Source organism: Sorangium sp. So ce887, from assembly GCF_051521455.1.
Classification (GTDB): domain Bacteria; phylum Myxococcota_A; class Polyangia; order Polyangiales; family Polyangiaceae; genus Sorangium.
On record NZ_CP150354.1, the window covers coordinates 5066292 to 5092914 of the forward strand.

General features: G+C 72.4%; 22 protein-coding genes. 11 read left to right on the forward strand and 11 right to left on the reverse strand.

Annotated features, from left to right (window positions below):
* Positions 1-179: 179 nt before the first annotated feature.
* The 3 genes from WMF36_RS18825 (at position 180) to WMF36_RS18835 (ending at position 3201) form a co-directional block, all read left to right on the forward strand.
* Positions 180-1178, forward strand: a complete 999-nt coding sequence (locus tag WMF36_RS18825; protein ID WP_437580998.1) for a M23 family metallopeptidase — start codon at positions 180-182, stop codon at positions 1176-1178.
* 121 nt (positions 1179-1299) lie between these two features.
* On the forward strand, positions 1300-2382 hold the full coding sequence (locus tag WMF36_RS18830) for an alpha/beta fold hydrolase (RefSeq protein ID WP_437580999.1): 1083 nt from the start codon (positions 1300-1302) through the stop codon (positions 2380-2382).
* 417 nt (positions 2383-2799) lie between these two features.
* Positions 2800-3201, forward strand: a complete 402-nt coding sequence (locus WMF36_RS18835; protein WP_437581000.1) for an SPW repeat domain-containing protein — start codon at positions 2800-2802, stop codon at positions 3199-3201.
* A gap of 130 nt (positions 3202-3331) precedes the next feature.
* Here WMF36_RS18835 and WMF36_RS18840 read toward each other — a convergent pair whose 3' ends face one another.
* Positions 3332-4585: a dicarboxylate/amino acid:cation symporter gene (locus WMF36_RS18840; RefSeq protein ID WP_437581001.1), complete on the reverse strand. Its 1254-nt coding sequence runs from the start codon at positions 4583-4585 to the stop codon at positions 3332-3334.
* Positions 4586-4799: 214 nt separating this feature from the next.
* Here WMF36_RS18840 and WMF36_RS18845 point away from each other — a divergent pair, with 214 nt between their 5' ends.
* Positions 4800-5294, forward strand: a complete 495-nt coding sequence (locus WMF36_RS18845) for a hotdog fold domain-containing protein (RefSeq protein ID WP_437581002.1) — start codon at positions 4800-4802, stop codon at positions 5292-5294.
* A gap of 59 nt (positions 5295-5353) precedes the next feature.
* Here WMF36_RS18845 and map read toward each other — a convergent pair whose 3' ends face one another.
* Entirely contained in the window at positions 5354-6103 is a 750-nt protein-coding gene (gene map, locus WMF36_RS18850) for a type I methionyl aminopeptidase (RefSeq protein WP_437581003.1), read from the reverse strand.
* A 104-nt stretch (positions 6104-6207) separates the two neighbouring features.
* On the opposite strand from map, the gene WMF36_RS18855 reads away from it, so the two are divergent.
* Both WMF36_RS18855 and WMF36_RS18860 read left to right on the forward strand, forming a co-directional pair.
* Positions 6208-6525, forward strand: a complete 318-nt coding sequence (locus WMF36_RS18855) for a LysR family transcriptional regulator (RefSeq protein WP_437581004.1) — start codon at positions 6208-6210, stop codon at positions 6523-6525.
* A gap of 29 nt (positions 6526-6554) precedes the next feature.
* Positions 6555-8453: an inositol monophosphatase family protein gene (locus WMF36_RS18860; protein ID WP_437581005.1), complete on the forward strand. Its 1899-nt coding sequence runs from the start codon at positions 6555-6557 to the stop codon at positions 8451-8453.
* 139 nt (positions 8454-8592) lie between these two features.
* On the opposite strand, the gene gnd is transcribed toward WMF36_RS18860, so the two are convergent.
* Entirely contained in the window at positions 8593-9576 is a 984-nt protein-coding gene (gene gnd / locus WMF36_RS18865) for a phosphogluconate dehydrogenase (NAD(+)-dependent, decarboxylating) (RefSeq protein ID WP_437581006.1), read from the reverse strand.
* Positions 9577-9684: 108 nt separating this feature from the next.
* Positions 9685-10713, reverse strand: a complete 1029-nt coding sequence (locus WMF36_RS18870) for an STAS domain-containing protein (RefSeq protein ID WP_437581007.1) — start codon at positions 10711-10713, stop codon at positions 9685-9687.
* A gap of 314 nt (positions 10714-11027) precedes the next feature.
* Between WMF36_RS18870 and WMF36_RS18875 the strand changes: the two genes are divergently transcribed.
* From WMF36_RS18875 to WMF36_RS18885, 3 genes are all read left to right on the forward strand, one after another.
* Positions 11028-11249: a hypothetical protein gene (locus WMF36_RS18875; RefSeq protein ID WP_437492658.1), complete on the forward strand. Its 222-nt coding sequence runs from the start codon at positions 11028-11030 to the stop codon at positions 11247-11249.
* 260 nt (positions 11250-11509) lie between these two features.
* A complete protein-coding gene (locus WMF36_RS18880; protein WP_437581008.1) occupies positions 11510-12253 on the forward strand; it encodes a hypothetical protein in 744 nt (247 codons plus the stop codon).
* A 417-nt stretch (positions 12254-12670) separates the two neighbouring features.
* The gene (locus WMF36_RS18885) at positions 12671-13939 is read left to right on the forward strand and encodes a DNRLRE domain-containing protein (RefSeq protein WP_437581009.1); all 1269 of its coding nucleotides are present in this window, start codon (positions 12671-12673) and stop codon (positions 13937-13939) included.
* On the opposite strand, the gene WMF36_RS18890 is transcribed toward WMF36_RS18885, so the two are convergent.
* The 6 genes from WMF36_RS18890 to WMF36_RS18915 all read right to left on the reverse strand — a co-directional run bounded on the left by WMF36_RS18890 (position 13924) and on the right by WMF36_RS18915 (position 22253).
* Positions 13924-14949, reverse strand: coding sequence for an ABC transporter permease (locus WMF36_RS18890; RefSeq protein ID WP_437581010.1), 1026 nt, complete (start codon positions 14947-14949; stop codon positions 13924-13926). The two genes, WMF36_RS18885 and WMF36_RS18890, sit on opposite strands and share 16 nt — an antisense overlap.
* Entirely contained in the window at positions 14949-16061 is a 1113-nt protein-coding gene (locus WMF36_RS18895) for an ABC transporter permease (RefSeq protein WP_437581011.1), read from the reverse strand. Before WMF36_RS18895 ends, WMF36_RS18890 begins: the two co-directional genes overlap by 1 nt.
* Complete coding sequence (locus WMF36_RS18900) at positions 16058-17629, reverse strand: ATP-binding cassette domain-containing protein (RefSeq protein WP_437581012.1); 1572 nt, start codon at positions 17627-17629, stop codon at positions 16058-16060. The genes WMF36_RS18895 and WMF36_RS18900 overlap by 4 nt, the downstream gene beginning before the upstream one ends.
* Before the next feature lie 21 nt (positions 17630-17650).
* Positions 17651-18946 (reverse strand): BMP family lipoprotein, encoded by a 1296-nt coding sequence (locus WMF36_RS18905; RefSeq protein ID WP_437581013.1) that lies wholly within the window; start codon positions 18944-18946, stop codon positions 17651-17653.
* 108 nt (positions 18947-19054) lie between these two features.
* Positions 19055-20281: a vWA domain-containing protein gene (locus tag WMF36_RS18910; RefSeq protein WP_437581014.1), complete on the reverse strand. Its 1227-nt coding sequence runs from the start codon at positions 20279-20281 to the stop codon at positions 19055-19057.
* Positions 20282-20657: 376 nt separating this feature from the next.
* The gene (locus WMF36_RS18915) at positions 20658-22253 is read right to left on the reverse strand and encodes a metallophosphoesterase family protein (protein ID WP_437581015.1); all 1596 of its coding nucleotides are present in this window, start codon (positions 22251-22253) and stop codon (positions 20658-20660) included.
* A gap of 128 nt (positions 22254-22381) precedes the next feature.
* Here WMF36_RS18915 and WMF36_RS18920 point away from each other — a divergent pair, with 128 nt between their 5' ends.
* Positions 22382-23638, forward strand: a complete 1257-nt coding sequence (locus tag WMF36_RS18920; protein ID WP_437581016.1) for an SUMF1/EgtB/PvdO family nonheme iron enzyme — start codon at positions 22382-22384, stop codon at positions 23636-23638.
* An 86-nt stretch (positions 23639-23724) separates the two neighbouring features.
* Here WMF36_RS18920 and WMF36_RS18925 read toward each other — a convergent pair whose 3' ends face one another.
* Positions 23725-24711, reverse strand: a complete 987-nt coding sequence (locus WMF36_RS18925) for an aldo/keto reductase (RefSeq protein WP_437581017.1) — start codon at positions 24709-24711, stop codon at positions 23725-23727.
* Between the two features lie 746 nt (positions 24712-25457).
* Here WMF36_RS18925 and WMF36_RS18930 point away from each other — a divergent pair.
* On the forward strand, positions 25458-26318 hold the full coding sequence (locus WMF36_RS18930; RefSeq protein ID WP_437581018.1) for a hypothetical protein: 861 nt from the start codon (positions 25458-25460) through the stop codon (positions 26316-26318).
* The last annotated feature ends 305 nt before the right edge of the window (positions 26319-26623 follow it).

Sequence of the window (26623 nt, forward strand, 5' to 3'; positions counted from 1 at the left end):
GCAGGGCCGCCGCGGGCCCCGCTCCTCACGCTCGCCGACGCGAGCGAGGGCGCCAGGCGGCGGCCCTCCGGTCGTTCGCACCGGCGCATGCCGGCATGGCCAACCTCCACATTTTTTCGTCGAGGTACGCAAACTCTGGCACGATCGCGGGCATGCGCGTTCCCGCCATTGTCGTAAGCTTGCTCACTATCGCCGCCTGTGATCGCGGCGCTCCATCGAGCTCGCCCGCCGCGGGGGCCCAGGCTTCCGCCGATCCGGCAGCGGACGCCGCCGCCGCCCCGCTCGCCTCGGCCAGCGCGCCGGCCCCGACGGACGCGACGGCCGATGCCGGGGCCGCGCCCGCCGCGGTCGACGGCGGTACGGGAGCGGCCCCGGCGGCGAGCGCGGGTGCGGCCGACGCCGGGCCAGCCGCGGCCGACGAAAGCCGGCTCGCGGTCGAGGGGCGCGCCGTCCAGGGAGGGCTCCTGCGCGCCAAGCTGAACGGCAAGCTGCGCCGGATGGCGTTCCCCGGCCATCGCGTGACCGTCAGCGACGAGGGGGAGTTCCTGATCGCCTTCTCGCGCAACGCGCCGGCGCAGGAGAAGCTGACCATCACGTTCGACGACGGGCAGGTGCTCGAGAAGGTCTTCGACGTGGAACAGCGCACGTTCGAGGTCGACAAGGTCGACAACCTGCCGGAGAACACGGTCAAGCTCGACATGGCGACCCGCGTGAAGCTCACGCAGGCCGAGAAGAAGCTCGACGTCATCCGGAGCAAGTACACGAAGAAGAACTGCTACAAGAGCGGCTTCATCTGGCCGTCGAAGGGGCCGATCACCTCGCGGTACGGCCAGCCGCGCCTGCTCAACGGCACCGACGGCGGGATCCACTGGGGCGTGGACATCGCGGCTCCCGTCGGAACGCCGGTGCGCGCGCCCGCCTGCGGCAAGGTCGTATTCGTCGAGAAGAACCTTCCGCTGAGCGGTCACACCCTGATCATCGATCACGGCCACGGACTGACCTCCACGTTCATCCATCTTCACGGCTTCGCCGCGAAGGTGAACGACGAGGTCAAGCAGGGTCAGGTCGTCGCGACCGTCGGCATGACCGGCCGCACGAACGGAGCGCACCTCGACTGGCGCATGAACCTCTTCGAGACGCGCGTCGATCCCGAGCTCCTGCCCCCGCCGGCGAAGTGACGGCCGGCGTCCCGGCCTGCCGGTGGCGCGCGCCGATCCGGCCCTCGAAAGGCCCGCGCCGATCCTCCGAGGAGTCGCGGATCGCATCGTCGTCCTGACACATCACCTGGAAGGTCCCCTGTTGAGAACGCTCGCGCTCACCCCGGTCCTCGCGTCACTCCTCCTCTCGCTCCTCCCCGCGTCCGGCTGCGCGCCGGCCTCCCGCGTCGAGCCCCGGTCGGCCGGGTCGCCGGCCGCGCGTCCCGCCGAGCCACCGGCGGCGCAGCCCGCGGCCGGCCTCGACCCGGAGCTCACGTCGTACGCGTATCCGTATCCGGTCCGGTACTTCGAGGTCGAGTCGCAGCGCCAGAAGCTCCGCATGGCGTACATGGACGTGCAGCCCGAGAAGCCGAACGGGCGCGCGGTGCTCCTCCTCCACGGCAAGAACTTCGCCGGGGCGTACTGGGAGCCGACGATCCGCGCGCTGACCGAGCGGGGTTTCCGGGTCATCGCGCCCGATCAGATCGGGTTTGGCAAATCGACAAAGCCCGCTGCGTATCAGTTCAGCTTCCACGGGCTGGCCGAGATGACGCGCGCGCTGCTCGACTCCCTCGGCGTGCAGCGGACAGCCGTGGTCGGCCACTCGATGGGGGGCATGCTCGCCGCGCGCTTCGCCCTCATGTTCGCCGAGCGGACGGAGCGCCTCATCCTCGTCAACCCCATCGGCCTCGAGGACTGGAAGACGGTGGTCCCGTATCGCTCCGTCGACGCCTGGTACAAGCAGGAGCTCGAGGCGACGCGCGACAGCATCCGCGAGTACCAGCGCAAGAGCTATTACGACGGCGCGTGGAAGCCCGAGTACGAGCGCGTGATCGAGATCCAGGCGGGATGGACCGAGCACCCCGAGTACCCGCGCGTCGCCTGGTGTTCCGCGCTCACGTACGACATGGTCTTCACCCAGCCTGTCGTCTACGAGCTGCCGCGCCTCCGTACGCCCACGCTGCTCGTCATCGGGCTGAGGGACCGGACGGCGCTCGGCCGCGCGTGGGCGCCGAAGGAGGCCGCAGACGCGCTCGGCGACTACACGACGCTGGGCAAGAAGACCGCGCAGGCGATCCCCGGCGCCAAGCTTGTCGAGCTCCCCGGCGTGGGCCACATGCCGCAGATCGAGGCGTTCGAGAAGTACCGGGACGCGCTCGTGGGCTTCCTGGAACAAGCTCCTTAAGGGCGCCCCTTACGCCGGCGTTCCCGGGGATCCGGGCCCGGGACGCCGGGCGAGCGCGCTGGACAGTCGGCACAACACGCCTTCTCCGCCGAGGACACGAAGCGCCCAGAAACACCGTGTCATGTGGCGGGTGGGCGCATGTCGGGGCAATGTGCCACACGAAGAGATCTCATGGTGACGGGCCATGAGGCGGCAGCGGCGTCCGGGTGTCCCGGAGCGCGTTGTCCCCAGCGCCGCCGCAGCGCACAAGCACAGGCCGTCTGACAATCCCTCTCTGCGCGATGGAATGATGGAATGGCCGCTGAGCTCGCTGCGGAGGGCGACCCTCTGCGCCGGGGCGCTCTGCGGCATGCGCCTTGCAGCACCACAGACCGACGAAGGCACTCGAAACAACGTGTGGTTTGCAAGGAGTCGGTCATGAAGATCCTGTCGCCTCGAGTTCATGGGTATATCGATTACGCTGTTGCGGCGCTGTTCCTGCTGGCCCCTTCGCTGTTCGGCTTCGGCGGGCTCCCCGAGACGCTCTGCTACATCCTGGGTGCCGTGCACGTCGGCATGACGTTGCTCACCGCGTATCCGCTGGGCGCCGCCAAGATCATCCCGTTCCCGGTCCACGGAGCGCTCGAGGCCGCGGTCGCCGTGTTCCTCGTCGCGGCGCCGTGGCTGTTCAGCTTCGATGCGGCGGCCTCGGCGAGGAACTTCTACCTCGTGTCGGGTGTGGCCGTCGGCCTGGTCTGGCTCGTGACCGACTACCGTTCGGCCTACGCCACGACAACGGTCAGCGGTCGTTACCGGTCGGAACACGGGTCGTTCTCCTGACGATCGCGTGAGCGTTCCTCTCGAATCGGCGCGTCGGCCGGGGCACAGCCTCGGCCGGGCGCCTTTTTGTTTCCCGAAGCTCGGACGTGACGGGGTGGTGGCTCGAGCGTTGCGCGCCGGCCCTGCCCGGTCACGCACCGGCCTCTTCCTGCGGCTTCGGGTGCTGATCCCGCGACACGTACACCGCCGCTGCCAGGTCCCCCACGACGTTGATCACGGTCCGGCACATGTCGAGGAAACGGTCCACCCCGAGGACCAGGCCGAGCCCCTCGGGCGGTATGCCGAGCAGACCCAGGATCATCGCGATGACGGGGAGCGAGCCGGCAGGGATGCCCGCGGTGCCAATCCCCCCGAGCACCGAGATGAGCATCACGATCGCCTGCTGCCCCAAGGTCAGCGAGACGCCGTAGACCTGCGCAAGGAACAGCACGGTCACCCCCTCGAAGAGCGCCGTCCCGTTCTGGTTCATCGCGGCGCCGGCGGTCAGCACGAAGCGCGCCACGGACGACGGCAGCTTCAGCTCCTCCTCGGCCACCTTCAGCGAGGTCGGCAGCGTCGCGTTCGACGAGGCCGTCGAGAACGCCGTCACGATCGCCGTCCGGCTCCCGCGGAAGAAGGCGATCGGCGACATCCCGCCGAGGAAGCGCACCGAGAGCGAGTACACGACGAACATGTGCAGCCCGAGGCCGAGCAGCACCGTGAGCACGTACGCCGCCAGCTGCTGCATGATGCCGATGCCCATGCGCGACGTGATCGTGAAGAGCAGCGCGCCCACGCCGATCGCCGCGAACCGGAGCACCCCCTCGATGAGCCGCATCGAGACGTCGAACAGCCCCTGGATGCACTCCCGGAGCCGCGTCGCCCCCTCGGTCGGGGTGAGCGACAGGGCGAGGCCGAAGAGCAGCGAGAACGTGATCACGGCGAGCACGTCGCCCGCGGCCGCCGCCTTGACGACGTTGTCGGGCACCATCGCGATGATCATCCCCACCGGCGAGGTGTCGACCGGGGCGGTCGCCGCCTTGACCCCGCTGTGCGCGAGGCCCCGGACCGCCTCGGGCAGACCGTCGCCCGGGCGGATCAGGTTCACCAGGACCAGGCCGATCAGCACCGCGATGGTCGAGACGACGGCCGTGTAGCCCAGCGTCCGCAGGCCGAGCCGGCCGACGTGCTTCAGATCGAGCTCGCAGATGCCCATGACGAGCGCCGAGAACAGGATCGGGAGCACGAGCATGAACAGCAGGCGCAGGAAGATCTGACCCACCGGATAGGTGATGTGATCGACGATCCAGGTGAGCGCCGGGGAGCCCGCCGCGACCGCGTTCGCCGTCAGTCCGCCCGCTGCGCCGACCGCGACCCCGAGCAGCATCGTTCGATGCGATGACATGGCGCCACCTTACACAAGCCGCGGCGCCGTGAGCCGCGGAGTTCGCGCCCCCGCTCGCCCTCCTCGGCCGAGGAGGGCGCCGGCCGCCGCGATGTCCGCGCCGCCGGCGCAGGCACGACGGCGGCGGCGCTGCCCCGGGATCCGCGCGCCGCCCGCGCCGCGAGCGAGGCGCCGACCCGGGATGCGCTAAGCTCGGCGCCCTCGGAGGCCCCCCATGTCCACCAAGCCGAACCTCATCGCCCGCTCGCTCGCCCCGCTCCAGGTGCTCCCGTCCTTCCTGCGTTCTCGCGCGCAGACCGTGCTGTTCCAGCGCATGGTGCCGTTCACGGGGACCGCCGGCATCCAGTTCGACGAGGTGGGCTCGGACCGGGTGGCGCTGCGGCTCGCCAACGGGCGCAGGGTGCGGAACCACATCGGCGGCGTGCACGCGGCGGCGGCGGGGCTCCTGGCCGAGACGGCGACCGGCTTCGTCGTCGCCGTCAACCTGCCCGACGACAAGCTGCCGCTCCTTCGCAGCATGAAGGTCGACTACAAGCGCCGCGCCCAGGGCGGGCTGCGCGCGGTCGCGACCCTGTCCCCCGAGCAGCGGCAGTCCTTCCTGGACCAGCCGAAAGGGGACGTGACCGTCGCCGTCACCGTGACGGACGACAGCGGCGCGACGCCGATGGAGTGCGAGTTCGTGTGGGCCTGGGTGACCAAGGGGGTGTGACGCCGCAGCGGCCGGCGCGATCCAGCGCGCGGCGCGCCGGTGCCCCGCGCCCGCCGGCCTCAGCGCGTCAGGATCTCGCAGCCGTCCCGCGTGACGAGCACGGTGTGCTCGAACTGCGCCGAGAGGCTGCCGTCCTCCGTGACGATGGTCCACCCGTCGTCGAGCGTGCGGATGTTGTGCGACCCCAGGTTGACCATCGGCTCGATCGTGATGGCCATCCCGGCGCGGAGCCGCATGCCCGCCCCGCGCACGCCGGTGTGCGCGACGTGCGGCGGCAGGTGCATCTTCCGCCCGATGCCGTGCCCGCCGACCTCGCGGACCACGCTGCACCCCTCCGCCCGCGCGAGCTCCTCGATCGCCGCGCCGATGTCGCCGAGCCGCGCCCCGTCGCGCACGACCGCGATCCCCGCGTCCCGGCACCGCCGGGCGACGTCCACCACGTGCCGCGCCTCGGCGCTCGGCTCCCCGAGGAAGAACGTCGCCGAGGTGTCGCCGTGGTAGCCGTCGAGCTCCGTGGTCACGTCGACGTTGACGATGTCGCCCGGCAGGAGCACCTCGTCGCGCCGCGGGATCCCGTGACAGACGACGTGGTTCCGGCTGGTGCACACCGCCGCAGGGAAGCCCTTGTATCCGAGCTGACTCGGGCGGCCGCCTCGCTGCGCCGTGTCCTCGCGCACCCACCGGTCGATGTCCGCGGTCGTCACGAAGGGCTGGAGCCGCGCCCCGACGGCGGCCAGCGTCGCCGCGGCCGCGCGCCCGGCGCGCCGCATCGCCTCGCACGCGTGAGGCCGGAGGATGTCCACGTTCATGCGAGGCGTATGCGCGCGCAGCGCGCGCCCATCCAATACCGTTTTGATCTCGGGCGCCCGCGCGCGGCTCCTCGCCCGGGCGGCGTTCGAGTAGAATCGGTCGCGTGAGCCTGTCGCAGATCCGCTACTTCATCGCCGTCGCCGAGGAAGGCCACGTCGGCCGCGCCGCGCGCCGGCTCCACATCGCGCAGCCGCCCCTCAGCCGGCAGATCCGCGGCCTGGAGGACGAGCTCGGCGCGCAGCTGTTCGAGCGCACCGCGCGCGGCATGCGCCTCTTGCCGGCCGGCGCGGCGTTCCTCGACCACGCCCGCACCATCGTCGCGCAGGTCGACGCGGCCGTCGCCGACCTGCGCAGCTACGGCGCCCCGCCTCCGGGAGACGCGCTCGACGCCGGCCGGTGCCGGCGCTCCGAGCTGGCCTAGGCTGCCTCGCGTGGAGCCACGGGACCGGCATGGGCTACGACGCTGAGCTCGCGCTAGCCGTCGAGGCGGCGCGCCGCGCGGGCTCGCTCCTCCGCGCGGAGTTCCACCGCCCCGGGGGCCCCCGCGGCGCCGGGACGCACGCCGACGCCGACGTGGAGGTCGAGCTCCTGCTGCGCGCCGCGCTCACCCGCGCCACCCCCTACGCGTTCCTCGGCGAGGAGACCGGCGCCCTGGACGGCGCGGACCCGTCGCACCGCTGGATCGTGGATCCGAACGATGGCACCGCGTCGTTCCTGCACGGCTACCGCGGCGCCTCGGTCTCCATCGGCCTCCTGCGCGAGGGCGCGCCGGTGCTCGGCGTCGTCTTCGCGTACGCCTACCCCGACGACCGCGGCGACCTCATCGCCTGGGCGGAGGGCACCGGGCCGATCCGGCGCAACGGCGCCCCCGTCTCGTCGTCGCTCGCCGGCGCTACGCTCGATCGCTACGCCGTCGTGCTGCTCTCGCAGTCGGCGGACTACCTCCCGGCCCGCAACGCCCGGTGCGTCGCCCCCGCGCGGTTCCTCTCGCTCCCGAGCCTCGCCTACCGGCTCGCGCTGGCGGCGGTCGGCGAGGGGGTCGCCGCGGTCTCGCTGAGCCGGCCTCGCAGCTGGGACTACGCGGCAGGCCACGCGCTCGTGCGCGCCGCGGGGGGCGAGCTCGTCGACGACGACGGCGCGCCCATCGCGTACACCGCGCAGGGCGAGGGCGACATCTGCCGCCTGTTCGGCGGCGCCCCCGCGGTCGTCCAGGAGCTCGCGCGGCGCCCGTGGAACGCCGTCATCCACGGCCGCATCCCGGCGCCGCAGGGGACGTACGGCCTCCTGCGCCCGTCCCGCAGCCTGCTCATCGAGGGCGCCGGCGCGCTCTCCCGGGCCCAGGGCTGCCTGCTCGGCCAGCTCGCGGGCGACGCGCTCGGCGCGCTCGTCGAGTTCCGGACCGCGGAGCAGATCGAGCTCCTGTATCCGGGCGGGGTCCAGGATCTCGCCGACGGCGGGACGTGGAACACCCTCGCCGGGCAGCCGACCGACGACTCCGAGATGGCGCTCATGCTGGCGCGGTCGATCGTCCGCAAGCGCGGCTTCGTCGCCGAGGCCGCGCTCGACGCCTACGTGCACTGGTACGGCTCCCGCCCGTTCGACATCGGCAACACCACCGCGGCCGCCCTCTCCGCCGCCGCGGCCGCGCCCTCGCCCGGCGCGCGCCGCGACCGCGCGAGGGCGGCCGCGAGCCTGACCAGCGAGGCGAACGGCTCGGTGATGCGCGCCGCGCCGCTCGGCATCCTCGGCGCGGGCCGCCCGCAGGAGGCCGCGGCCTGGGCGCGCGACGACAGCGCGCTCACGCACCCCCACCCGGTCTGCTGCGCCGCCTCCGCCGCGTTCGTCGCCGCCATCGCCGCCGCCGTGGGGGGCGCCGGCGTCGAGGGCGCCTTCGCGACCGGCCGCGCCGAGGCGGAGCGGAGCGGAGAGCGCGCGGTCCTCGCCGCGCTGGAGGCCGCGCGCGGCGCGCCGCCCCGGAGCTTCTCGCACCAGGCCGGCTGGGTCCTCATCGCCCTGCAGAACGCCTTCTACCAGCTCCTCCACGCGCCCTCGCTCGAGCAGGGGCTCATCGCGACGGTGATGGCCGGCGGCGACACCGACACGAACGCCGCGATCGCCGGCGCGCTGCTCGGGGCGGCGCACGGCCGGGACGCGGTCCCGGATCGCTTCCGCCGCCTCGTGCTCACCTGCCGCCCGCTCCCCGAGGCAGGGGCGAAGCACCGGCGCCCGCCCGAGCTCTGGCCGGTCGACGCGATGCTCCTGGCCGAGGCGCTCCTCGCCTCGGGGCAGCGAGCGCAGCCCGAGGAGAGCGATCTACCGGAGAGCTTCCGGACCGGTGATACCGGTTAAAACAGAATCATTTCAATAATTTACAACCATTTTGTGAGCCTCTCCAGGAGGATGAGAGGTTCCCGGGCGGAGCGACGCGCCCGGGCGCACGGGGAGCGCGCCCCCGGCTCGTCGCTCGAACGGCGGCCGGGAGCGCCGCTCAGCCCCCCGTCGGGCGCTCCAGGTGCCCGCCGAACTTGTGGCGCATCGCCGACAGGACCTTCTCGGCGAAGGTGTGATCGTGGCGGGAGCGGAAGCGCGCGTAGAGCGCCGAGGAGAGCACCTCGGCGGGCACCGCCTCCTCGATCGCCGCCATCACGGTCCAGCGCCCCTCGCCGGAGTCCTGCACGAAGCCGCTGTACCCGCCGAGCTCCGGGCTCTCGGCGAGGGCGATCGCCGTGAGATCGAGCAGCCACGAGCCCACCACGCTGCCCCGCCGCCAGACCTCGGCGATCTCGCCGAGGTCGAGCGCGTACCGGTGCTCCTCGGGCAGGCGCTCGGTGGCCGCGTTCTTCAGGATGTCGAACCCCTCCGCGTACGCCTGCATGAGGCCGTACTCGATGCCGTTGTGGACCATCTTCACGAAGTGGCCGGCGCCGACCGGGCCGCAGTGGAGGAAGCCCTCCTCCGACGTGCTCTGCGCCGCGCGCCGGCCCGGCGTGCGCGGGATGTCTCCCGGCCCGGGCGCGAGCGTCCGCAGGATCGGCTCGACGAGGGCGAACGTCTCGGGGGCGCCGCCGACCATGAGGCAGTAGCCGCGCTCGATCCCCCACACGCCGCCGCTCGTCCCCACGTCGACGTAGCGGATGCCCTTCGGGGCGAGCGCCGCGGCGCGGCGGACGTCGTCCTTGAAGTAGGTGTTGCCCCCGTCGATGATCACGTCGCCCGCGCCGAGCTTCTCGCCGAGCTCCTGGATGACGTGCTCGGTCGGGGCGCCCGCGGGGAGCATGACCCAGACCACGCGCGGCGATGCGAGCTGCGCCACCACCTCGCCGAGCGAGGAGGCCGTCCCTGCGCCCTCCTCGCCGAGCTGCTTCACGCTGTCCTGGTTCAGATCGAACGCCACGACCTCGTGGCCGCCGCGCATGAGCCGGCGCGCCATGTTGGCGCCCATCCTTCCGAGTCCGATCATTGCGAGCTTCATCTGTCACGCTCCTGTGTGCGACGGCGGGCCTATCACGGGGAGCTACGCGCCGCGCGCGGCAGGCGCCGCTCCGATCCGGGCGCTCTTGCCGCAGGCGGCCGGAGGCGGCTACCGCGGCTTCGGCCGGAGGGCGCCCATCACGTGCTCGAGCGCGCTCTTCAGCGTGCTGAACACCGGGATCCCGTCCAGGCTGCCGCCGGCCTCCACGATGTGCTCGACCATCCCCGCCGGGACGCCGGAGACGATGCACTGGCTGCCGAGCAGCCTCGTCGCCGCGAAGAGCCGGAGGAGGTGCTCGATCGTCGAGGCGTCGGTCGCGTGCGCGCCGGTGAGATCGACGATCATGAAGCGGGCGGCGTGCTGGACGACCGCGCCGAGGACCTCTTCCATCATGCGCGCCGCCCTCACGCCGTCGATCGTGCCGATCACGGGCAGCGTGAGCACGCTGTCCCACACCTGGATGAGCGGCGTCGACATCTCGAGCATCGCCTCGTGCTGCGCGCGGGCCCGGTCGAGCTGCCGCCTGAGCTCGAGCTGGACGCGCTCGAGCTCCTCGTTCTGCGCGCGCAGCTGCGCGCTCGCGGCGGCGAGGTCGAGCGAGTTCTTGAGCATCGTGTAGGTCGCCCCGACGTAGAGCGCGTACGTGGTCGCGCTCGCCAGCGCCTTGCGGTCGATCTGGCGCTGGTCTTCCAGGGCGAAGAGCATCGTGCCGATCGTCTTCTTGTAGACCTGGATCGGGACGTGGAAGACGACGTCGGGGTCGTCGGCGAGGAGCCACGCGCGCGCGCTGTCCGCCTCCCGCGCCTCGGCCCACGGCCCCTTGAACCACGCGGCGCGCTGCGCCTCCAGCGCCGCGACCATCCATGCGTCCACGACGACGCCTCCGCCCTCGGGCGCGCCGTACTCGAAGTTGTCGCGCTCGTACCGCGCCGCGATCCGCGCGCCGCCGCCGTCGTTGCCGAGCACGACGCAGAGCCGCTGGGACGGGACGATCCAGCGCGCGCTCGAGCAGACCTCTTCCCAGAGCGATCTCAGATCCGGCTGGCTCGCGAGCTTGAGGAGGATCTCGTTCAGGACGCCGAGGACGATCCACCCGCCGCCGGCCTCCGGGGGCTGGCCAGACTCTGGCATCGGCATCAGCAATCGACGTCGAGCGCGGGGCCCGCTGCGTAGGTCCGTGGTTCGGTGCGCTGCGAGGAGGCCGCGGTCATGACGCTCCCCCGGGACGCTTCCGCGCAGAGCCCCGCCTCGCCGATGCGAGCGACGGGATCAGGACCAGTTCGAATCTCGGCACGGTGCATACTCCTCGCGCGCGGCGCGGTCGCATCCTACCGCGCAACCCGCCCGCGGTGGAGGGTCTCTCGCCCCGCCGGCCGTCGGGGACGCTGCCGCGCTCGCACGCCGCGGCGCGGTGTGCGCCGCGCGCGGCCGTCGCGTGCTACCGCTAGGGCATGAAGATCAAGGCACGTGACGGCAAGGTCTACGAGGTCGCCCCCGCTCCGCCCGGAGGGAGCCACGAGGTGCGGCTCGACGGCAAGGTGGTCGGCTCGTTCGTGCTCCTGGCCGACGAGACGCAGGTCACCGTGAAGAGCAAGCCCGCCACCGACGCGCTCCTCGTGGACATCGCCGATCGGTTCGTCGCCGAGGGCGGCGCGCCCATGGGCATCAGCTGATCCTGGCCGCGCGTCGTTTCCGAGACCGCGCGGTCGCTCTGCCCGGAACCCATCAACGACGTCGACCCGCTGCCCCGCAGCGGCAGCCTGCGCGCAATCTCGCGCGCCGCTCTCCGGCGTCCTCTGGATGTCCTTTCATGGCAACGACATCTCGGAACCTGTGGCAACTGGGCTTCGCGAACCTGGTTCGCGCCCGCGCGCCCTCGAACATCTCCGTCCAGCTCGAGGTTCAGCTCACGGTCGAGCCGCAGCGCGCGGACATGCTGCTGCTGCGAAAAGAGGGTTCGCCGCACGAGGGAGGCGAGGCCAGGGTGCTGCGCGGGCTGTGGCCTCTGCTCGGAACGGACACGCTGCTCGAGTACAAGAGCCCTGCCCGATCCGCATTTCGCCGCGGTGATCTCCTGCGCCTGTGGGGCTACGGCGTGCAGCATCATGTGGCTCAGATCGAGCGGCTGTCGGGCTATCGCGAGCTCACGCTGGTCCTCGTGGTCGCGAGCGTTACGCGCACGCTGGTCCGGGAGCTCGCCGAAATGGACTGGTCGCTGGCGCGCCTGGGCGGAGGTTACGGCCGGATCGACGGCGCGGTGTACGCGACCTATCTTGTCGTCACGGACGAGGTGGCGGAGGCGGAGCAGGACGACTTCTTGAGGATTTTCAGCCATCGGCCGGTGCTCAGCGTGGAGGCGCGGCGGTGGCTGCAGCAGTGGGTGAAACCGGCGAAGGAGGGTACGATGCAAGATGTGAAGGAGCTGGAAGGCTACGATGAGATGCTGCAGAAGCTGCTCGACTCGCTGCCGATCGAGCGGCGGCTGGCCGGGCTGACGCCGGAGGAGCGGCTGGCCGGGCTGGCTCCGGAGGAGCGGCTGGCCGGGCTGACGCCCGCGCATCAGCTGCTGGCGCTCTCCGACGAAGCGCTGCGCGCCTTCCCGGACGAGTACCTGCGCTCGCTTCCGGGCGAGATCCAGGACGCGATCCGGCACCGCATCGGGCGGCCCTCGCGCTGATCGCTGCCAGCGTCTCGGAGGGCTTCCTACGCCTGAGGCCGACCGTCGAGCGCCTCGTCCGGACGTCGGATGTCATCGACGACTCCGCGCCTGCGGAGTCGCTGATCTACGCCGTGTACATCGGCTTCAGCCCGGAGCAAGCGCTCACCAGGTCGCAGCCGGACGCGTGGCTGGAAGGCGACTCGATGTCCCTCTACGTGGACGAGGACCACGTGGGGCGCGACGTGTACATCGCTGAACGCGCGCCACGCCCACACGAAAGAGGCATCATCGCAAAGCCGCGACGCACATGCCCCGCGCGCGACCGGCACCCCCGGACCCCGACCCAACCCCCCCGCGCCCGACGCGTGAACACGCGCACGCCTGGCCCAGCCAGGAGCATTGTATACCGTGAAAAGGAGGGATATAAGGTTGATCATGCGACACATCCGTACAAGCGCCGCTCGCGCTTGCCTCTCCCTCCTCGTGCTTGCTGCGTTACCCGGGACGGCGTCCGGGGCGACGACCGCGATCACGCTCATCATCAACCACGCCGATTGCGGCGACGCCGAGTTCTCGCTGTACCTGAACGGGGTCCACCTCGACACGATCCCGAGCGTCAACGGCTGTGAATGCGGCACAACGACGCTCCAGAGGAGGTTCACCGAGCCCGAGGTGCTCGCCCTCTACAATCCGGCGACGTGCAACGATGTCCGGGTCGATATCGCCGGGGGCCAGAATCTGCTCGTCGGCTTCGCGCGCATCCACCTCGATGGGACCGAAGGCTCGTCGTTCATGTGCCTGCACGACGCGGTCTCCGGTACGTTTCCGTGCGGCGATCGTGACGTCTGCGACGGCTACAACCGCGGGCTGACGTCGCTCGGGAGCCACGACGGGGACGGCGTCGCGCCGGGCCTGGGCACGGGCTGCGACAACTGCGCCAACGTGAACAACCCGGACCAGGCCGACAGCGACGCCGACGGCATCGGCGACGCCTGCGACCCGTGTCCGCGCGGCGACAGCGACGGCGATGCCGTCTGCGACGCTGTCGACAACTGCGGCGCGGCCGCGAACCCGGACCAGACCGACAGCGACAGCGACGGCATCGGCGACGCCTGCGACAACTGCCCGGCCGCCGCGAACCCGGACCAGACCGACAGCGACGGCGACGGCACCGGCGACGCGTGCGTGGACGCGTGCGTCACCGTGCAGCGAGGCACCGCCGGCGAGGTCGCGGACGCCGATATCTGGGAAGCGTTCCCCGACTATGGCGACGGCCGCATCCCCTACAACGACTCGGGCTCCGCACACGGCCTCCGAAAGCAGGCGCTCTACAGGTTCGGGCTCGACAGCATCCCCGCCGGCGCCACCGTCACCTCGGCCGACTTCGGCGTTGTCGCCTACGGCGCCGGCGATCAGCGCGTCCGTATCCACCGGATCACCGCGCCCTGGAGCGAGGACGCCGTCACCTGGAACCGCTTCGCCGCGAGCTACGACGAGGCCGTCGAGGCCGACCTGACCTGGGCCGGCCCCTATGAAATGACCGCCGATCTGACCGGCCTCGTCCAGACGTGGGTCGATGGCTCCGCCCCGAACCACGGCTTCCTCGTCGAGGAGGATCCGCACGGGCGCACGTCGTACAGGTCGAGCGACCACCCCCTCCAGAGCGACCGACCCTGGCTCGAGATCTGCTACTTCGTTCCTTGATCCGCGCCGCGCGGCCTCTCCTCCGCGCCGGCCGCCGCCGCCGGGTAGGGCTTCCCGAGCGCCGCGGGGGGCGTTGCGTCGAACGCGCGCAGGAGCGGGCGGCGCGCCGCGTCGGGCAGCAGCGCGCCGAGGCGCTCCAGGAGCCCGCTCGAGGTGAGCACCAGGACCACGATCATCAGCGCGAACGGCGCCACGCTGAAGACCTGCGCCGGCACCGACGGCAGCGCGCTCTGGCCGAGGCTCGCCATCGACGAGAGCACGCCGAAGAGGCACGCGCCGAGCGCCGCACGCACCGGATCGAAGCCGCCGAAGATCACGATCGCCAGCGCGATCCAGCCGTAACCCGCCGTGTGGCGGTGGCTCCAGCCCGCCTTGAAGTCGAGCGAGTACGCCGCGCCGCCGATGCCCACCAGCGCCCCGCCGACGAGCGTCGCCGCCGTGCGCACCCGCGTCACATGCGCCCCGCGCGCGTGCGCCGCCGCGGGCTGCTCGCCCACGGCCCGGACCAGGAGCCCCGCGCGCGTGCGGTACAGGAATACCCAGGCGCAGGCGACGAGCAGGTAGCTCGCGTACACGAGAGGGTCGCTCCGGAAGAACAGCGGCCCGAGGATCGGCACGTCCCGCAGCACCGGGATCGACATCGCCGGCACCGTCGGCCCGGGCACGCGCACGAACGGGCCCCCGAGCACCGACGAGAGATCCGCGCAGAGCATCGCCAGCACGAAGCCGATCGCGATCTGCGAGCGGCGAAGATGGATCCCGCCGATCGCCACGACCAGCGCGACGAGCGCCCCGGTCGCGGCCGCGGCCGCGAAGCCGGCGAGGACGCTCCCGGTCGTCAGCGCGGCCGCGAAGCCCACCATCGCCGAGAGCATCATCGACCCCTCGGCCGAGAGGTTGATGACCCCGGCCCGCTCGGTCAGCGTCTCGCCGACCGCCGCGTACACGAGCGGGGTCGACGCCGCGAGCGCTGTCGCCAGGAGCGAGAGGAGCTCGCCGCCGTCGTCCATCAGGCCTCCTCCGGCCGGCCGCCGCCGCGCCCCACGCGCGCTTTCCAGGGCGACAGCAGCGCGAGCAGCACGAGCACGCCCTGGAGCACGCCCGAGAGCGAGGACTCCAGGCCGAGCGTCATCGGGAGCTTCAGGCTGCCGACGTTGAGCGCGCTGAAGAACAGGGCGATCGGCGCGACCAGCGCCGCGCGCCGGCCGGCGAGCATCACCACGAGCAGCGCCAGGAAGCCGAGATTGCTCGAGACGTTCGGGAGGAGCCGGTGGAACGTCCCGAGCACCTGCAGCGCGCCGGCGACGCCAGCGAGCGCGCCCGAGATCGCGAACGCGGCGAGCATCTCCCGCGCCGCCGGGACGCCGAGCACCCGCGCGGCCTCCGGGCTCAGCCCCACCGCCCGCAACCGGAGCCCGAAGTGGGTCCGCCCGAGCACCAACGCCGTCCCGACGAGCGCGAGCGCCGCGAGCAGGAGCGCGGCCGGGCTCAGCTCGGTGCCGCCCAGCGTGGAGAGCCAGAGCGCGCTGTCCAGCGGCTCGGTGCCGGCCATGGACGCGACGCCGGGCCGCTTCCACGGCCCGAAGACGAGGTAGAGGACCACCCCCTGGGCGACGAAGTTCATGCCGAGGCCCGCGAAGATCTCGCTCACCCGGCCGCGCGTGTGCAGCGCGCCCGTGAGCGCGCCCCAGAGCACCCCGCCGAGCGCCCCCGCGGCGACGCAGAGCGCGACAACGAGCCCCGCGGGGAGGCCCGGCCACAGCGCGCGCGCCGCGCCCGTGGCGCAGAGGGCGCCGAGGACGAGCTGCCCCTCGACCCCGAGGTGGTACAGCCCAGCGCGAAATGTGAACAGCAGGCCGCTGCCGCAGAGGAGCAGCGGCGCCAGGGTGGCGAGCACCCGCGCCGCCTGATCCGCCGAGCCGAACGCGCCCTCCCACAGGGCCGCGGCCACCGCCGCCGGCGAGGCGCCCAGGAGCGCGCACAGGCCCGCCACGAGCGCGAGCGCCAGGGCGAGCGGCGCGAGGCGGGAGACGACCTCGCCGGGCCACGCCGCCCGCGCGCGCCGCACCCCTGGGGAGCGCGGCGCGCTGGACCCGGAACGGTCGGCGGGCTCGGGGCTCATGGATCGGACCTCGCAGGCGCCGCGGGCTCCGCCGGGGCCGGCGTGGGCTCGTCGAGCTCGCCGCCGATCATCCGGCCGAGCCGGTCCAGGGTGAGATCGGCCACGCTGACGGGCGGCGAGACGCGCCCGCCGCTGAACACGAGGATCCGGTCGCTGTAGCGCATGAGCTCGTCGAGCTCGGACGACGCGAACAGGAGCGCCGTGCCGGCCCGGCACCGCGCGAGGAGCTGCTCCCAGACCCAGCGCGCCGACGCGATGTCGAGCCCCCGGGTCGGCTGCTCCAGGAGAAGCAGCGCGAGGTCGCCGGGGAGGAGCGCGAGCTGGGCGCGCTGCTGGTTGCCGCCGGAGAGCGCCTCCACGAGGGTCTCGGGCCGCCCGTGGATCCGGAACGCCTCGATGGCCCGCTCGGCCGCGCGGCGGATCTCGCGCGGGCGGAGGAACACGCCCGGCCGGGGCGCGCGCAGCGCGACGTGCTCCTCGATGGAGAGGCCCGCGATGAGGCCCTCTCGCCGGCGATCCGCGGGCAGGTAGCCCGCGCCGGCGCGCAGGAAGGCCGGGTAGGGGCGGCCGGTCAGGTCGGCCCCGCCGATCGCGACGCGGCCCCGCCGCACCCCGAGCAGGCCCGCGCAGGCGCGCAGCAGGAGGCGCTGGCCGCTCCCCTCGAGGCCCGCGAGCCCGATCACCTCCCCGCGGCGGACGGCCAGGCGGGCGAGGCGCAGGTCGAGCCGGTGATCGCCGAAGCCGACGTCCTCGAGGGCGAGAGCGACCCCGTCGCCGGCCGTCGGGAGCCGCTCCGGGAGCGCGAGCGCCTTGCCGAACATGAGCGCGACGAGGCGCGCGGCCCCGGCCGGCATCTCCGCCTCGCCCGCCACCTTGCCGTGCCGCAGCACCGTCACGCGGTCGCAGAGCGCCTCGACGTCCGAGAGCTTGTGCGACACGAGCACGATCGCCTTGCCGTCCTGCTTGAGCCGCCGCAGCGCGGAGAACAGGGCCTCCTGCTGCGCCCCGGAGATCCCCGTCGTGGGCTCGTCCAGGAGGAGCGCGCGGGCGCCCAGCGAGAGGAGCCGCAGGAGCTCGAGCTGCTGGCGCTCTCCCAGGGTGAGCCGGGCGACCTGCTCGTCCGGGTCGACGGAGAAGCCGAACCGCGCCGCGAGCGCGAGCAGCTCCTCGCGCGCCGCGCGGCGGGGGAGGAAGACGCCGGCGGCGCGGCCGCGGCCCGGGAGGAGCGAGCGCGCGCCGCCGCCCGCGCGCGCGGCGCGAGGCCGGGCGACGAGGAAGCTCTCCAGGACGGTGAGAGGCGGGAAGTCGAGCGGCTCCTGGTGGAGGACGCCGACGCCGGCGGCGAGGGCGTCGGCCGGGCTCTCGAGCGCCATCGGGCGGCCGTCGAAGCGAAGGCGACCGGCGTCCGGGCGGAGGAGCCCGCCGAGGATGCGAAGCAGCGTGCTCTTGCCGGCGCCGTTCTCGCCGAGCAGCCCGTGGACGGCGCCCGCCTGGATCGTCAGCGACACGTCGTCGTTGGCGTTGACGGGGCCGAACCGCTTCGCGACGCGCTCGATCTCGATCCGCATGGAAGCACCGCGCGGTGGCGGCTACTTGCTCGGACCGGTGATCCCCCGGACCAGCTGAGGCAGATACCAGATCTGCTGGGGCGTCGCGGTCTCGCCGTCCTTGAGGAAGTCGGTGCCGTCCTGGAACTTGAGCGGCCCCTTGAAGAGGTCGAGCCCGTTGGCGAGCGAGAGGACGAACGCGCCGAGCTGCGCCTTCCGCTCGCCCAGCGCGGCGCCGGGCAGGAAGCCGACGACCGACGCCTCGCCGTTCAGATCGCGGAAGTCCGGCCCTTCCCAGACGAACTCGCTCGTGTACTTGCCCGCGCGCGCCTTCTCGATGGCGCTGCGGTAGAGCGGCGCCCAGTTGTAGTAGGCGACGCCGAGGCAGATCCCGGGCGCCAGGTCGCAGCCGGCCTTGTGGTCGTAATGGACGTACTTGACCCGCTTGCCGGCGCCGCTCGCCTTCTTGGCCTGCAGCGCGGCCTCGGGCGTGTCGAGCCCTGTCATCAGCACGTCGAACCCGCTGCTGTAGAAGTCGTCGGCCACCTTGGTGGGGTCGAGGGTGACGCCCGGGATGTTGAACCAGAAGCCGATCCACGTGACCTTGAAGGTGAGCTGCTCCGGCTTCTTCTTCTCGTAGGTCTCCCAGCAGTACCGCGCGCCGAGGTACGCGGCGGTGACGAGCCTCCGGGTCTCGTCGTTCACGAGCGGGCCGAGATACCCGATCTTGCCCGTCTCGGTGCCGAGCGCCGCGGCGCACCCGGCGATGTGCTGAGCGGTCTCGATACGGCCCATGAGGTTGCCGAGGTTCGGCTGGGGCTTGTGGTTCTTGCCCTCTTTCCAGGCGTAGTCGCCGGAGACGTGGAGGACGGTGACCTGCGGGTGCTTGCGCGCTGTCTCGAGGGCGTCGTCCTTGTAATCGTCGGAGTTGTAGACGACGAGCTTCGCGCCGCGCGAGATGAGGTCGTCCGCGACCTGGGAGCCCTTCACGTTGGGGCGATCGGCCGGGTTCACCTTGTCGACATACTCGAAGCTGACCTCCGGCATGCCGGCGAGGACCGACCGGATGCCGTCGTAATGGGCCTGGTTCCACCCCTTGTCGTTGTAGGGGCCGACCAGCACCATGCCGACCTTGTACGCCGCGGCCGGCGGGGCGGACGGCGCGCTCGCCGAGGCCGCGGCGCCGGGGGCGGCGGTCTTCTCCGCGGGCGGGCTCGTGCTCGTTGACGAGCTCTGGCACGCGCCGGCGAGCAGCGACAGCGCGACGGCCAGAACGGAGGGGGCGGAGGGGCGGGGAACCGCGGATGCCGCGGGCGACTTCGGCGGGCGAGGGATCACGCGGTCATCGTGGGCGGGAATGTCGCAGAGTGTCAAGAACCTGCGGTGGCGTCGGCCGGGCCGCCCCGGCGGCGGAGCGCGGGGCGGCGTCCGGCGTTTGCCCTGAAATCACCGCGGAATCGTGATCACGTCCTCGCAGGTGAAATCGACCCCCAGGGCCGCCTTCGGGTCGGCCTGGATCGTGGCGCACGTGCTGTCGCAGAGCACGATCTGCGCCGGGTTCTCGGCGCTGTCGTACCGCCAGGCGTCCTCGGTCGCGCACTCCTGGTCGTAGGTGAGCGCGGTCGGCTCGCCGTCGCCGCTCGTGGTCGTCACGCGGACCTTCTGCGCGTCGAAGCTCCTTCCGTCGGGCGCGGGCGGGATCCCGACCGTGCAGGAGACGGACGCGCCGCGGATCGCGTCGACGGCGGCCTTGAAGGCCGCCGTGGTCGCCGCGGGGTTGCCGGTGTCGATCAGGTAGGCGTGGTCGGTCCCGCCCGCCACGGCGACGTCGTCCATGCCTTCCACGGTCTCCGGCGCGCCCTCGATGGGCGGGTTGGCGACCCCGATGACGTACGTCGGGACGCCGTCATCGAGCGCGCTCGCGGCCTCGTCCGCGACGAGATCGACCTTGTTGTAGCGCGAGCCGCAGCCCTGCGGATACCCGTCCGTGACGAGGACGATGGCGTATCTCCCGGGCGTGTCCATCCGCTGCGTGGCGACGTACGAGATCGTCCCTTGCATCACGAACAGCGTGGGCGTGCCGCCGCGCCAGTCGTTGGTGGTCTCCGGCGTGACGGCGTCGATCGCCTCGGCGAAGGCGGGCGAGGGCAGCGGCGTCATCGTGACCTCCGGTGTCAAGTAGGTGTCGGCCGTGCACTTGGTGTCGGTGTCGCCCTCGCTCGGAAAGAACCTGAGCGACGCGTTGAGCCCCTGGGACAGGGGATCGTCGAAGAACTGCTTCGTCGCCGCGACGACCGGATCCCACTTGAGCGACTTGTCGTGCCAGGGGTCGTCGCCCATGCCCATGCTGCCGGACACGTCGAACGCGAAGGCCAGGTAGACGGGCTCGATATCGGCCTTGGCCGTCTCGGTGGCGCACGCCCCGCCTTCGCCCGAGGAGCCGCCGTTGCTCGTGCCGCCCGGGCTGAGATTGCCGCCGAAGCCCGGTAAGCCCCCGAAGCCCGCGCCCCCTTCGCCCGCGCCCCCTTCGCCCGTGCCGCCGTTCGTGCCCGAGCTCGAGCTCCCGTTCCCGGAGCCGGCCTGCGAGCTCCCGTCGCCGGCGCCATTGCCCCCACATGCGACACCGATCGCACCCACTGTCAGCAACACAATGGTCATCGTGGGTAATTTCATCAGCTGGATCCTCCATGAGCGCGGTCCGGCGCGGTGTGGCGCGCCGGAGCCGTCAATGGTGCGTGAGATATACAAAGCAGACGCGGCCGCGAAGCTGGCTTCGTGATGCCGTGGCCCGGGCAGCATAGCTGACGGAGCTGCCCGCTGGCCTGCGTCTGGTGGGGAAATGATGCTCCCCGGCAATGCGGCCCGGCAATGGGGTTACCGCGGCCCAGCATTCCTTGAAGTGTGGTTTCTTGTCTCACTGTCGCTCAGTGGACGGCGCCGGGTGCGGTGGCGAGGGGACGGTCGAGCGCAATCGCCTGCATCGTGCTGTGCGTCGGTTGTCCCAGGGGTGACCTCCCGGGAGGTGAGCGGCTCCGATCGCCCGAGGATCTCAGGACACCGCCGCCGCTGCCGCAGCCGGCGGCGCCTCGACCGCGGCGCGCGCGGGGCGGAGCGGGTGCGTCTCGACGCGCCAGATGCCCTCGTCCGTCAGCCGGATGGCCGCGAACCGCGCGACGCCGTCGAGGTGGCCGTCCGTCTCGTGGCCCAGCGTCGACGAGGGGTGCGCGTAGACGCTGACGCGACCGCCGCTCTTCGAGCGGTAATGGCCGAAGAACGCGAGGTGCTTGTGCCCGTGCAGCACGAGCGCGCTGTTCTTCTTCGGGTTCTTCTGCTGATACGCCGCGAGCATCTCGAGCAGGCGCGGGCCATCCATCGCGATCATGAACGTGTCGTTGAGCGAGATCGGCCCCGCGAGGCGCGCCACGTGGTGGTGCAGGAGCACGACGACCGGGCCGGAGCCCCGCCTGAGCGCGCGGGCCAGGCGCCGGAGCTGACCGCCGCCGATCTGCCCGATCGCGTTCGACCCCACGAAGCGCGAGCGGTAACGGTTCGAGTTGAGACCGAAGATCCGGATACCCCCCTCGAGATCGAGCCGCCTCGGATACAGGCCGGCGATCGCGCGCAGCCGGCGCCGCGCGCGCTTGCGGGCCGGGATGTGCAAGGGGGGCTGGAAGGAGCCGCGCTCGACCCGGGTGAGCACCTCGATGAAGCGCTGCTCGCGCTCGGCCCGCTTCGTGAGGTACGGATCGGGCGACGTGCCGATGTTGATGGCGATATCATGGTTGCCAGGCACCATGAGCACCTGCGTGGAGGCAGGGATGCCGGCGAGCGCCGCCTCGAGCTCGGCCCACTGCGCCTCTTCTCCCAGGTCGGTCATGTCGCCCGTCAGCGCGACGAGCGGCGGCCTCATGGCCGCGATCTCCGCGACGAGCCGCCGGAGACGGCCTCTCAGATCGGCGGTGTCGGGGCGAGCGAGCCCCTCGGGCCACGCGGCCGAGCTCTCCTCGATCTCGTACGGCTCGCGGCCGTTCGCCGTGAGGTGCAGATCGGAGAGCTGGCAGAGCACGAGCCGCCCGCCGGGGATCGCGTCCCCGGGGTCGGGGAAGAGCGTCGCCGCGCCGCCATAGCGCAGGATCACCCGGGTCGCCTCGCCCATGGCGAACGCGAGCCAGGCATAGAGCGAGATCCCGAGGGCGAGCAGGGCGAGCGCGACGCAGCCGACCAGGACGAGCACCGCGCCGCCCCCGAAGGAGAGCCTGCCGCCCGCAGGGAACCACGCGCGATCGGACCCGACGGACGAGGCGAAAGGCCCGTCCGGCCGCGCAGAGACCCAGCTCGGGACCCCGATCTCCAGGAGATGCACGATGAGCCCGCCGGCGAGACTGATCGCGGCGACGAGGAGAACCAGCAGGATCACGCGATCGCGGACGACGTCGATGACGTCGACGACCTCGCCGAGCCGCCCCCGAAACGACGATCCGAAGTACCGGCTCCCGTAGGAGATCTTCTTCCACGTCTCGGGCCGCCACACGCGGCCGCGGCTCGCGATGCGCGAGACGACCACGGCGGGGGCGACGATCAGCGCGAACAGGATGAGCGCCGGCAGGAGCGCCAGGTAGAGAATTCGGAGGGCCGCCCTGCGCACGATGCCCCATTTGACGTGCCCCGGGCAGGACCGTCAAGGCGTCGCTCGGGCCGGCAGGCGATCGCGCGCGCTCTGAAGTTGCCGAAATCGACGGATGTCCGTAGCAGTAAGCGCGAGGTCGCACGCCGATGTCCTGCCCCGAGACGCCGAACGATCCGGCCTCCGCGCCGCGACCGCCCGCGCCGAGCGAGCCGCCGCCGGCGCTCTCGACGGGCGTGCGCGCCGACAGGGCGCGCGGGTGCGGCCGCGGAAAGACAGCGGCCCTCGTTGCCGCGGGCGCGCTCGTCGCGGGCGCCGCCGTGTGGACCGGCGCAGCCGCCGCCGTGTGGACCGGGGCACGCGCGCGCCTGTCGAGAGCGCCGGCGGCGCGCGCCACAGCGCCGCTCCTCGCAGGCGCGCTACCGGAGCGCCCGCCCGCCGCGTCGGCCGCGTCGGCGGAGCGCGTGGCGCCCACCATGGATGACGAGGACATCGCGCCTGCCACGCTGGACGAGCAGCGCGCCCGGCTCTTCGCGCGGATGCGGCGCGAGCTCGCGCTCTCCGACGAGGCGAGGCGGCAGGTCGAGGCGATCTTCGCAGCGTCGCCGGTGCTCGGCCAGGGCAACCCCGCGCTCACGCGCCACCCGATGTCGCGCTCGGAGTGCCGCCGCATCCGGGAGATCGCGGGCGTCGAGCGGGCGCGCGAGCCGGCCTGCGGCGCGCCCGGGATGGTGCCGCTCTTCGACCCCACGCGCGGGCAGACGGCGGAGAACGCCCCTGTCTGCATCGATCAGCTCGAGTTCCCGAACATCCCCTGCGAGTACCCCGTGGTGCACGTCCGGGCGCGCGAAGCGGCGCTCCTGTGCAGGGCGATCGGAAAGCGGATCTGCGATGCGCACGAGTGGGAGGGGGCGTGCGCCGGCGCCCTGAGGAAGCCTGACGTCGAGTACGAGTGGGAGAGGCCCCGGAGCGAGGCGAGCTGGCATCACAACCTCCTGCGCGAGAAGGTGTGGAGCTACGGTCCCGAGAAGAACCACGCGCTCTGCGGCACGGAGAGCTCCCGCACGCCGGGATGCCCGGGCGGCGGGTGGGACCGCTGCGGCTCCAACACGTATCCGGCGGGCGCCTTCCCCGCGTGCCGGAGCAGCCTCGGGGTCTTCGATCTGCACGGCAACGTGGCCGAGCACATGAGCCTGCCCATCCTGCCCGGGGAGCTCGCGCGGCGCGGCGATCGGGGCTTCACCGAGATGAAGGGCAGCTGGTTCGCGTTCTCGTCGATGGAGGTCCACGCCGACGACTGCCGCTTTCGCGCGCCCGACTGGCACGCGACGCGGCTCATGAGCAAGGGCAGCCACGCGAACTACCACCTTGGATTCCGCTGCTGCAAGGACATCGCGCCGCCATAGAGCCCGGGCGGGTCGACGGCCAAGGCGCCGAGGACGGCAGAGAGGAAGAAGAGGCGAAGAAGAGATGGAGCGTGGAGGGGCGCCGTTCAGGCCTTGAACGTGTCGTAACGACCGGCTCGGGGCGCGACGCGCGCCTCGAGCGCGCCGCGCTCGGCGGGCGGCATGGGGAAGGGCAGGGCCCTCGCGCCGAGGTTCTCGCGCACCTCGGCGATCGAGGAACAGCCGATGATCACCGTGTCGGCGTGGCTCGCGGCGTAGCGGATGAGCTCGCCCGGGCTCGCGGCGCGATCCTGGAGCAGGCGGCCCGCGGCCATGATCTTCATGCCGATGACGCCGACGCCTCGCCGCCGCGCCTCCTCGACCACCGTCGTCAGGAAGGGGAGCCGCGCCGGATCCGCGGGGTTGATCGCGCACAGCACGGTGTCGACCGGATAGCGCCGCATCGCCTCGACGAGGATCTGCGGGTCGTGGTGCCCGGTGATCCCCACGTGGCGCACGCGACCGTCCGCCCTGGCCTGCTCGACGGCCTCGATCGCGCCCCCCTTGCCGAAGATCGCGTCGAGCTCGTCGCTCTCGCGCAGATCGTGCAACTGCCACAGATCGAGGTGGTCTGTCCCGAGGCGGCGCAGGCTGTCGTCGAGCAGCCTGAGCGCGCCGTCGCGATCGCGCGCGTGCGTCTTGGAGGCGAGGAATACCTGCTCGCGGGCCCCCGGTCCGGCGGCGCGGAAGGCCTCACCATAGTAGTCCTGGCTCTGCTGGTACGCAGGCGCAGTGTCGCAGTACCGGACCCCGAGGCGCAGCGCCTCCAGGATCACCGGCACCGCCTCGCGGTGGCGACCGGTCGTCCGGAGGATCCCCTCTCCGCCGAGCGACACCGGCTCCACCCGCGCGCCGGTCCGCCCGAGCATGCGCAGCGGCGCCGCCGCCGCGGCATCTCGCGGGGGGGCAGGCGCCCCGGGCGGCGCGCACCCGACAGCCCCGCCCGCCATGGCCGCCTCGGTCGTGGCGGCCGCTCGCAACACCCCGCGACGACCCGTGTCTGCCCCTTCCGTCTCGCTCGGCTCGTTGTTCATGCGTCCTCCGGAGAAAAGTTCTACCAACCCGCCGGCCATACGTAAACGGCGCCTGGATCCACCGAACGCATATTTGCTCACATGAGCTCACTTGCGCGCATCTGGTGGTCTACCGGCGCAGGTGCGCGCCGGCGGGGCTCGTTTCGAGCGCCCATCGCGGAGCTGCGGTGACGGAGGCGGATGGTTACGGCCCGAGTCGATCGATTCTCGTGCTCTGCCTTCATTGGTCACAAACGGCGCATCCTGAGCAGGTCAGGCGCAGAAGGGTCGATATCTCCGGGGCGGTACGGGCGGGTTCTGGCCGGGTCATACGAGCGGCGGAGAGGCGGCGCGCGGCGGCCGTCGGCGCGTCGCCGGAGGGGCCGAGCTGCTCTCGTTCGCGACGGCCGCGGCGCGGGCGAGAGCGCACGTGATCTGCTCGAATGCCCGCGAGAGATGGGTTTGCGCGCCCCGCTCGAGCGCCGGCCGCCGAGGCGGTGAGTTCGCCATCTCCAGCGGATGCACGCAGCCCGCGCGCTGGGGCCGCGGCGCGGGGGGCCGTCCGGCCGGTCCTCGCGTTGAGATATCGGAAAACCAGAGCCGGCGCTGATCCAGAGAATGTCTTTTCGCCGATGCGGCGAGGCCGGCGACGCGAGCTCGCAGCGGCAGTGTCTGCACACGAGCGCTGAGGCACACAGCCTGCTCTTCGGTGAACCCAAGATGGCTCGGGGCTTCCGGCCATCACGGGATATTGAGGAGGACAACACATGCTCTCGATTCATGGCAAGGTGATGGGACTCGCGATGGTGATGGCGGCGCTGGGCACGGGGTGCGCCGTCGATTCGGCGGGCGCCGCGGACCTCGACGAGGCCGGTCTCGACGAGATCGAGCTGGTCGACTCGACTGCCGAGGCCCTCGAGGGGGACGAGGAGGCGAGGGGCGGGTTCCAGGCGCCGAGCAAGGGGCCGCTCGGGCCTAGCAAGGGGGGGCCGCTCGGGCCTGGCAAGGGGGGGCCGCTCGACATCGGCTCGCAGATGCCCACCGATCTCGGCCAAGCGCCGGTCGGCGGGCAGGCGCCGGTGGGTCCGGGCCTGCAGGGGCCGACTGGCCAGATCGGCCAGGCGCCGATTGGCCAGGTCGGCCAGGCGCCGATTGGTCAGGTCGGCCAGGCGCCGATTGGCCAGGTCGGCCAGGCGCCCATGGGCGTGCCGGGTGGCGTGCCGGGTGGCGTGCCGGGGGTCGGTGTGCCGGGCTTCGGCGGAGCGGGCTTCGGCGGAGCGGGCTTCGGCGGGGTGGGCTTCGGCGGGGTGGGCTCGCGCTTCGTCGGCGGCGGCTTCCCCTGCTGCCCCTCCATCAACATCATCAACAACAACCTGTTCTTCGACGACCGCTTCGACCACTGCCGTGACCGCTTCCCGCACTTCGACGACTGCCATAACCGCTTCCCGCACTTCGACGACTGCCATAACCGCTTCCCGCACTTCGACGACTGCCATCGTCACGGCCACCACTCGTCCTTCGGCAACCGCTTCGACGACCGCTTCGACAACCACTTCAACCCCTTCTGCCCGCACCGCCACCACCACCACGACTGCGGTAGGCGTCCGGGCAGCGATTTCGGCTGGTAACGGGCCTTCGGGCTTCGGCAGCTGCTAGCGCCACGCCCGCTCACGCGGCTGGCGGCGCCCTCGACCGCCTGACGGCATGCCTCCGCGGGTGCACGGGCGGTCACGGGAGCGCGCGAGTCGCCCGTCCTCGAGGACCGTGCGGGCGCCGCCCCCTCCGTCGCCAGCCCTCGCGCAGACATCCCCTCGGCCGCCTGGGGTCCACCCCCCAGGCGGCCGGCGGCGCCGGGGACGTGACGGCGGCGGAGGCGGGCGGCCGGCGCCTCGACCTGACGGGGCGCGGCCGCCCCGTTTCAGGGGTGGGCTCC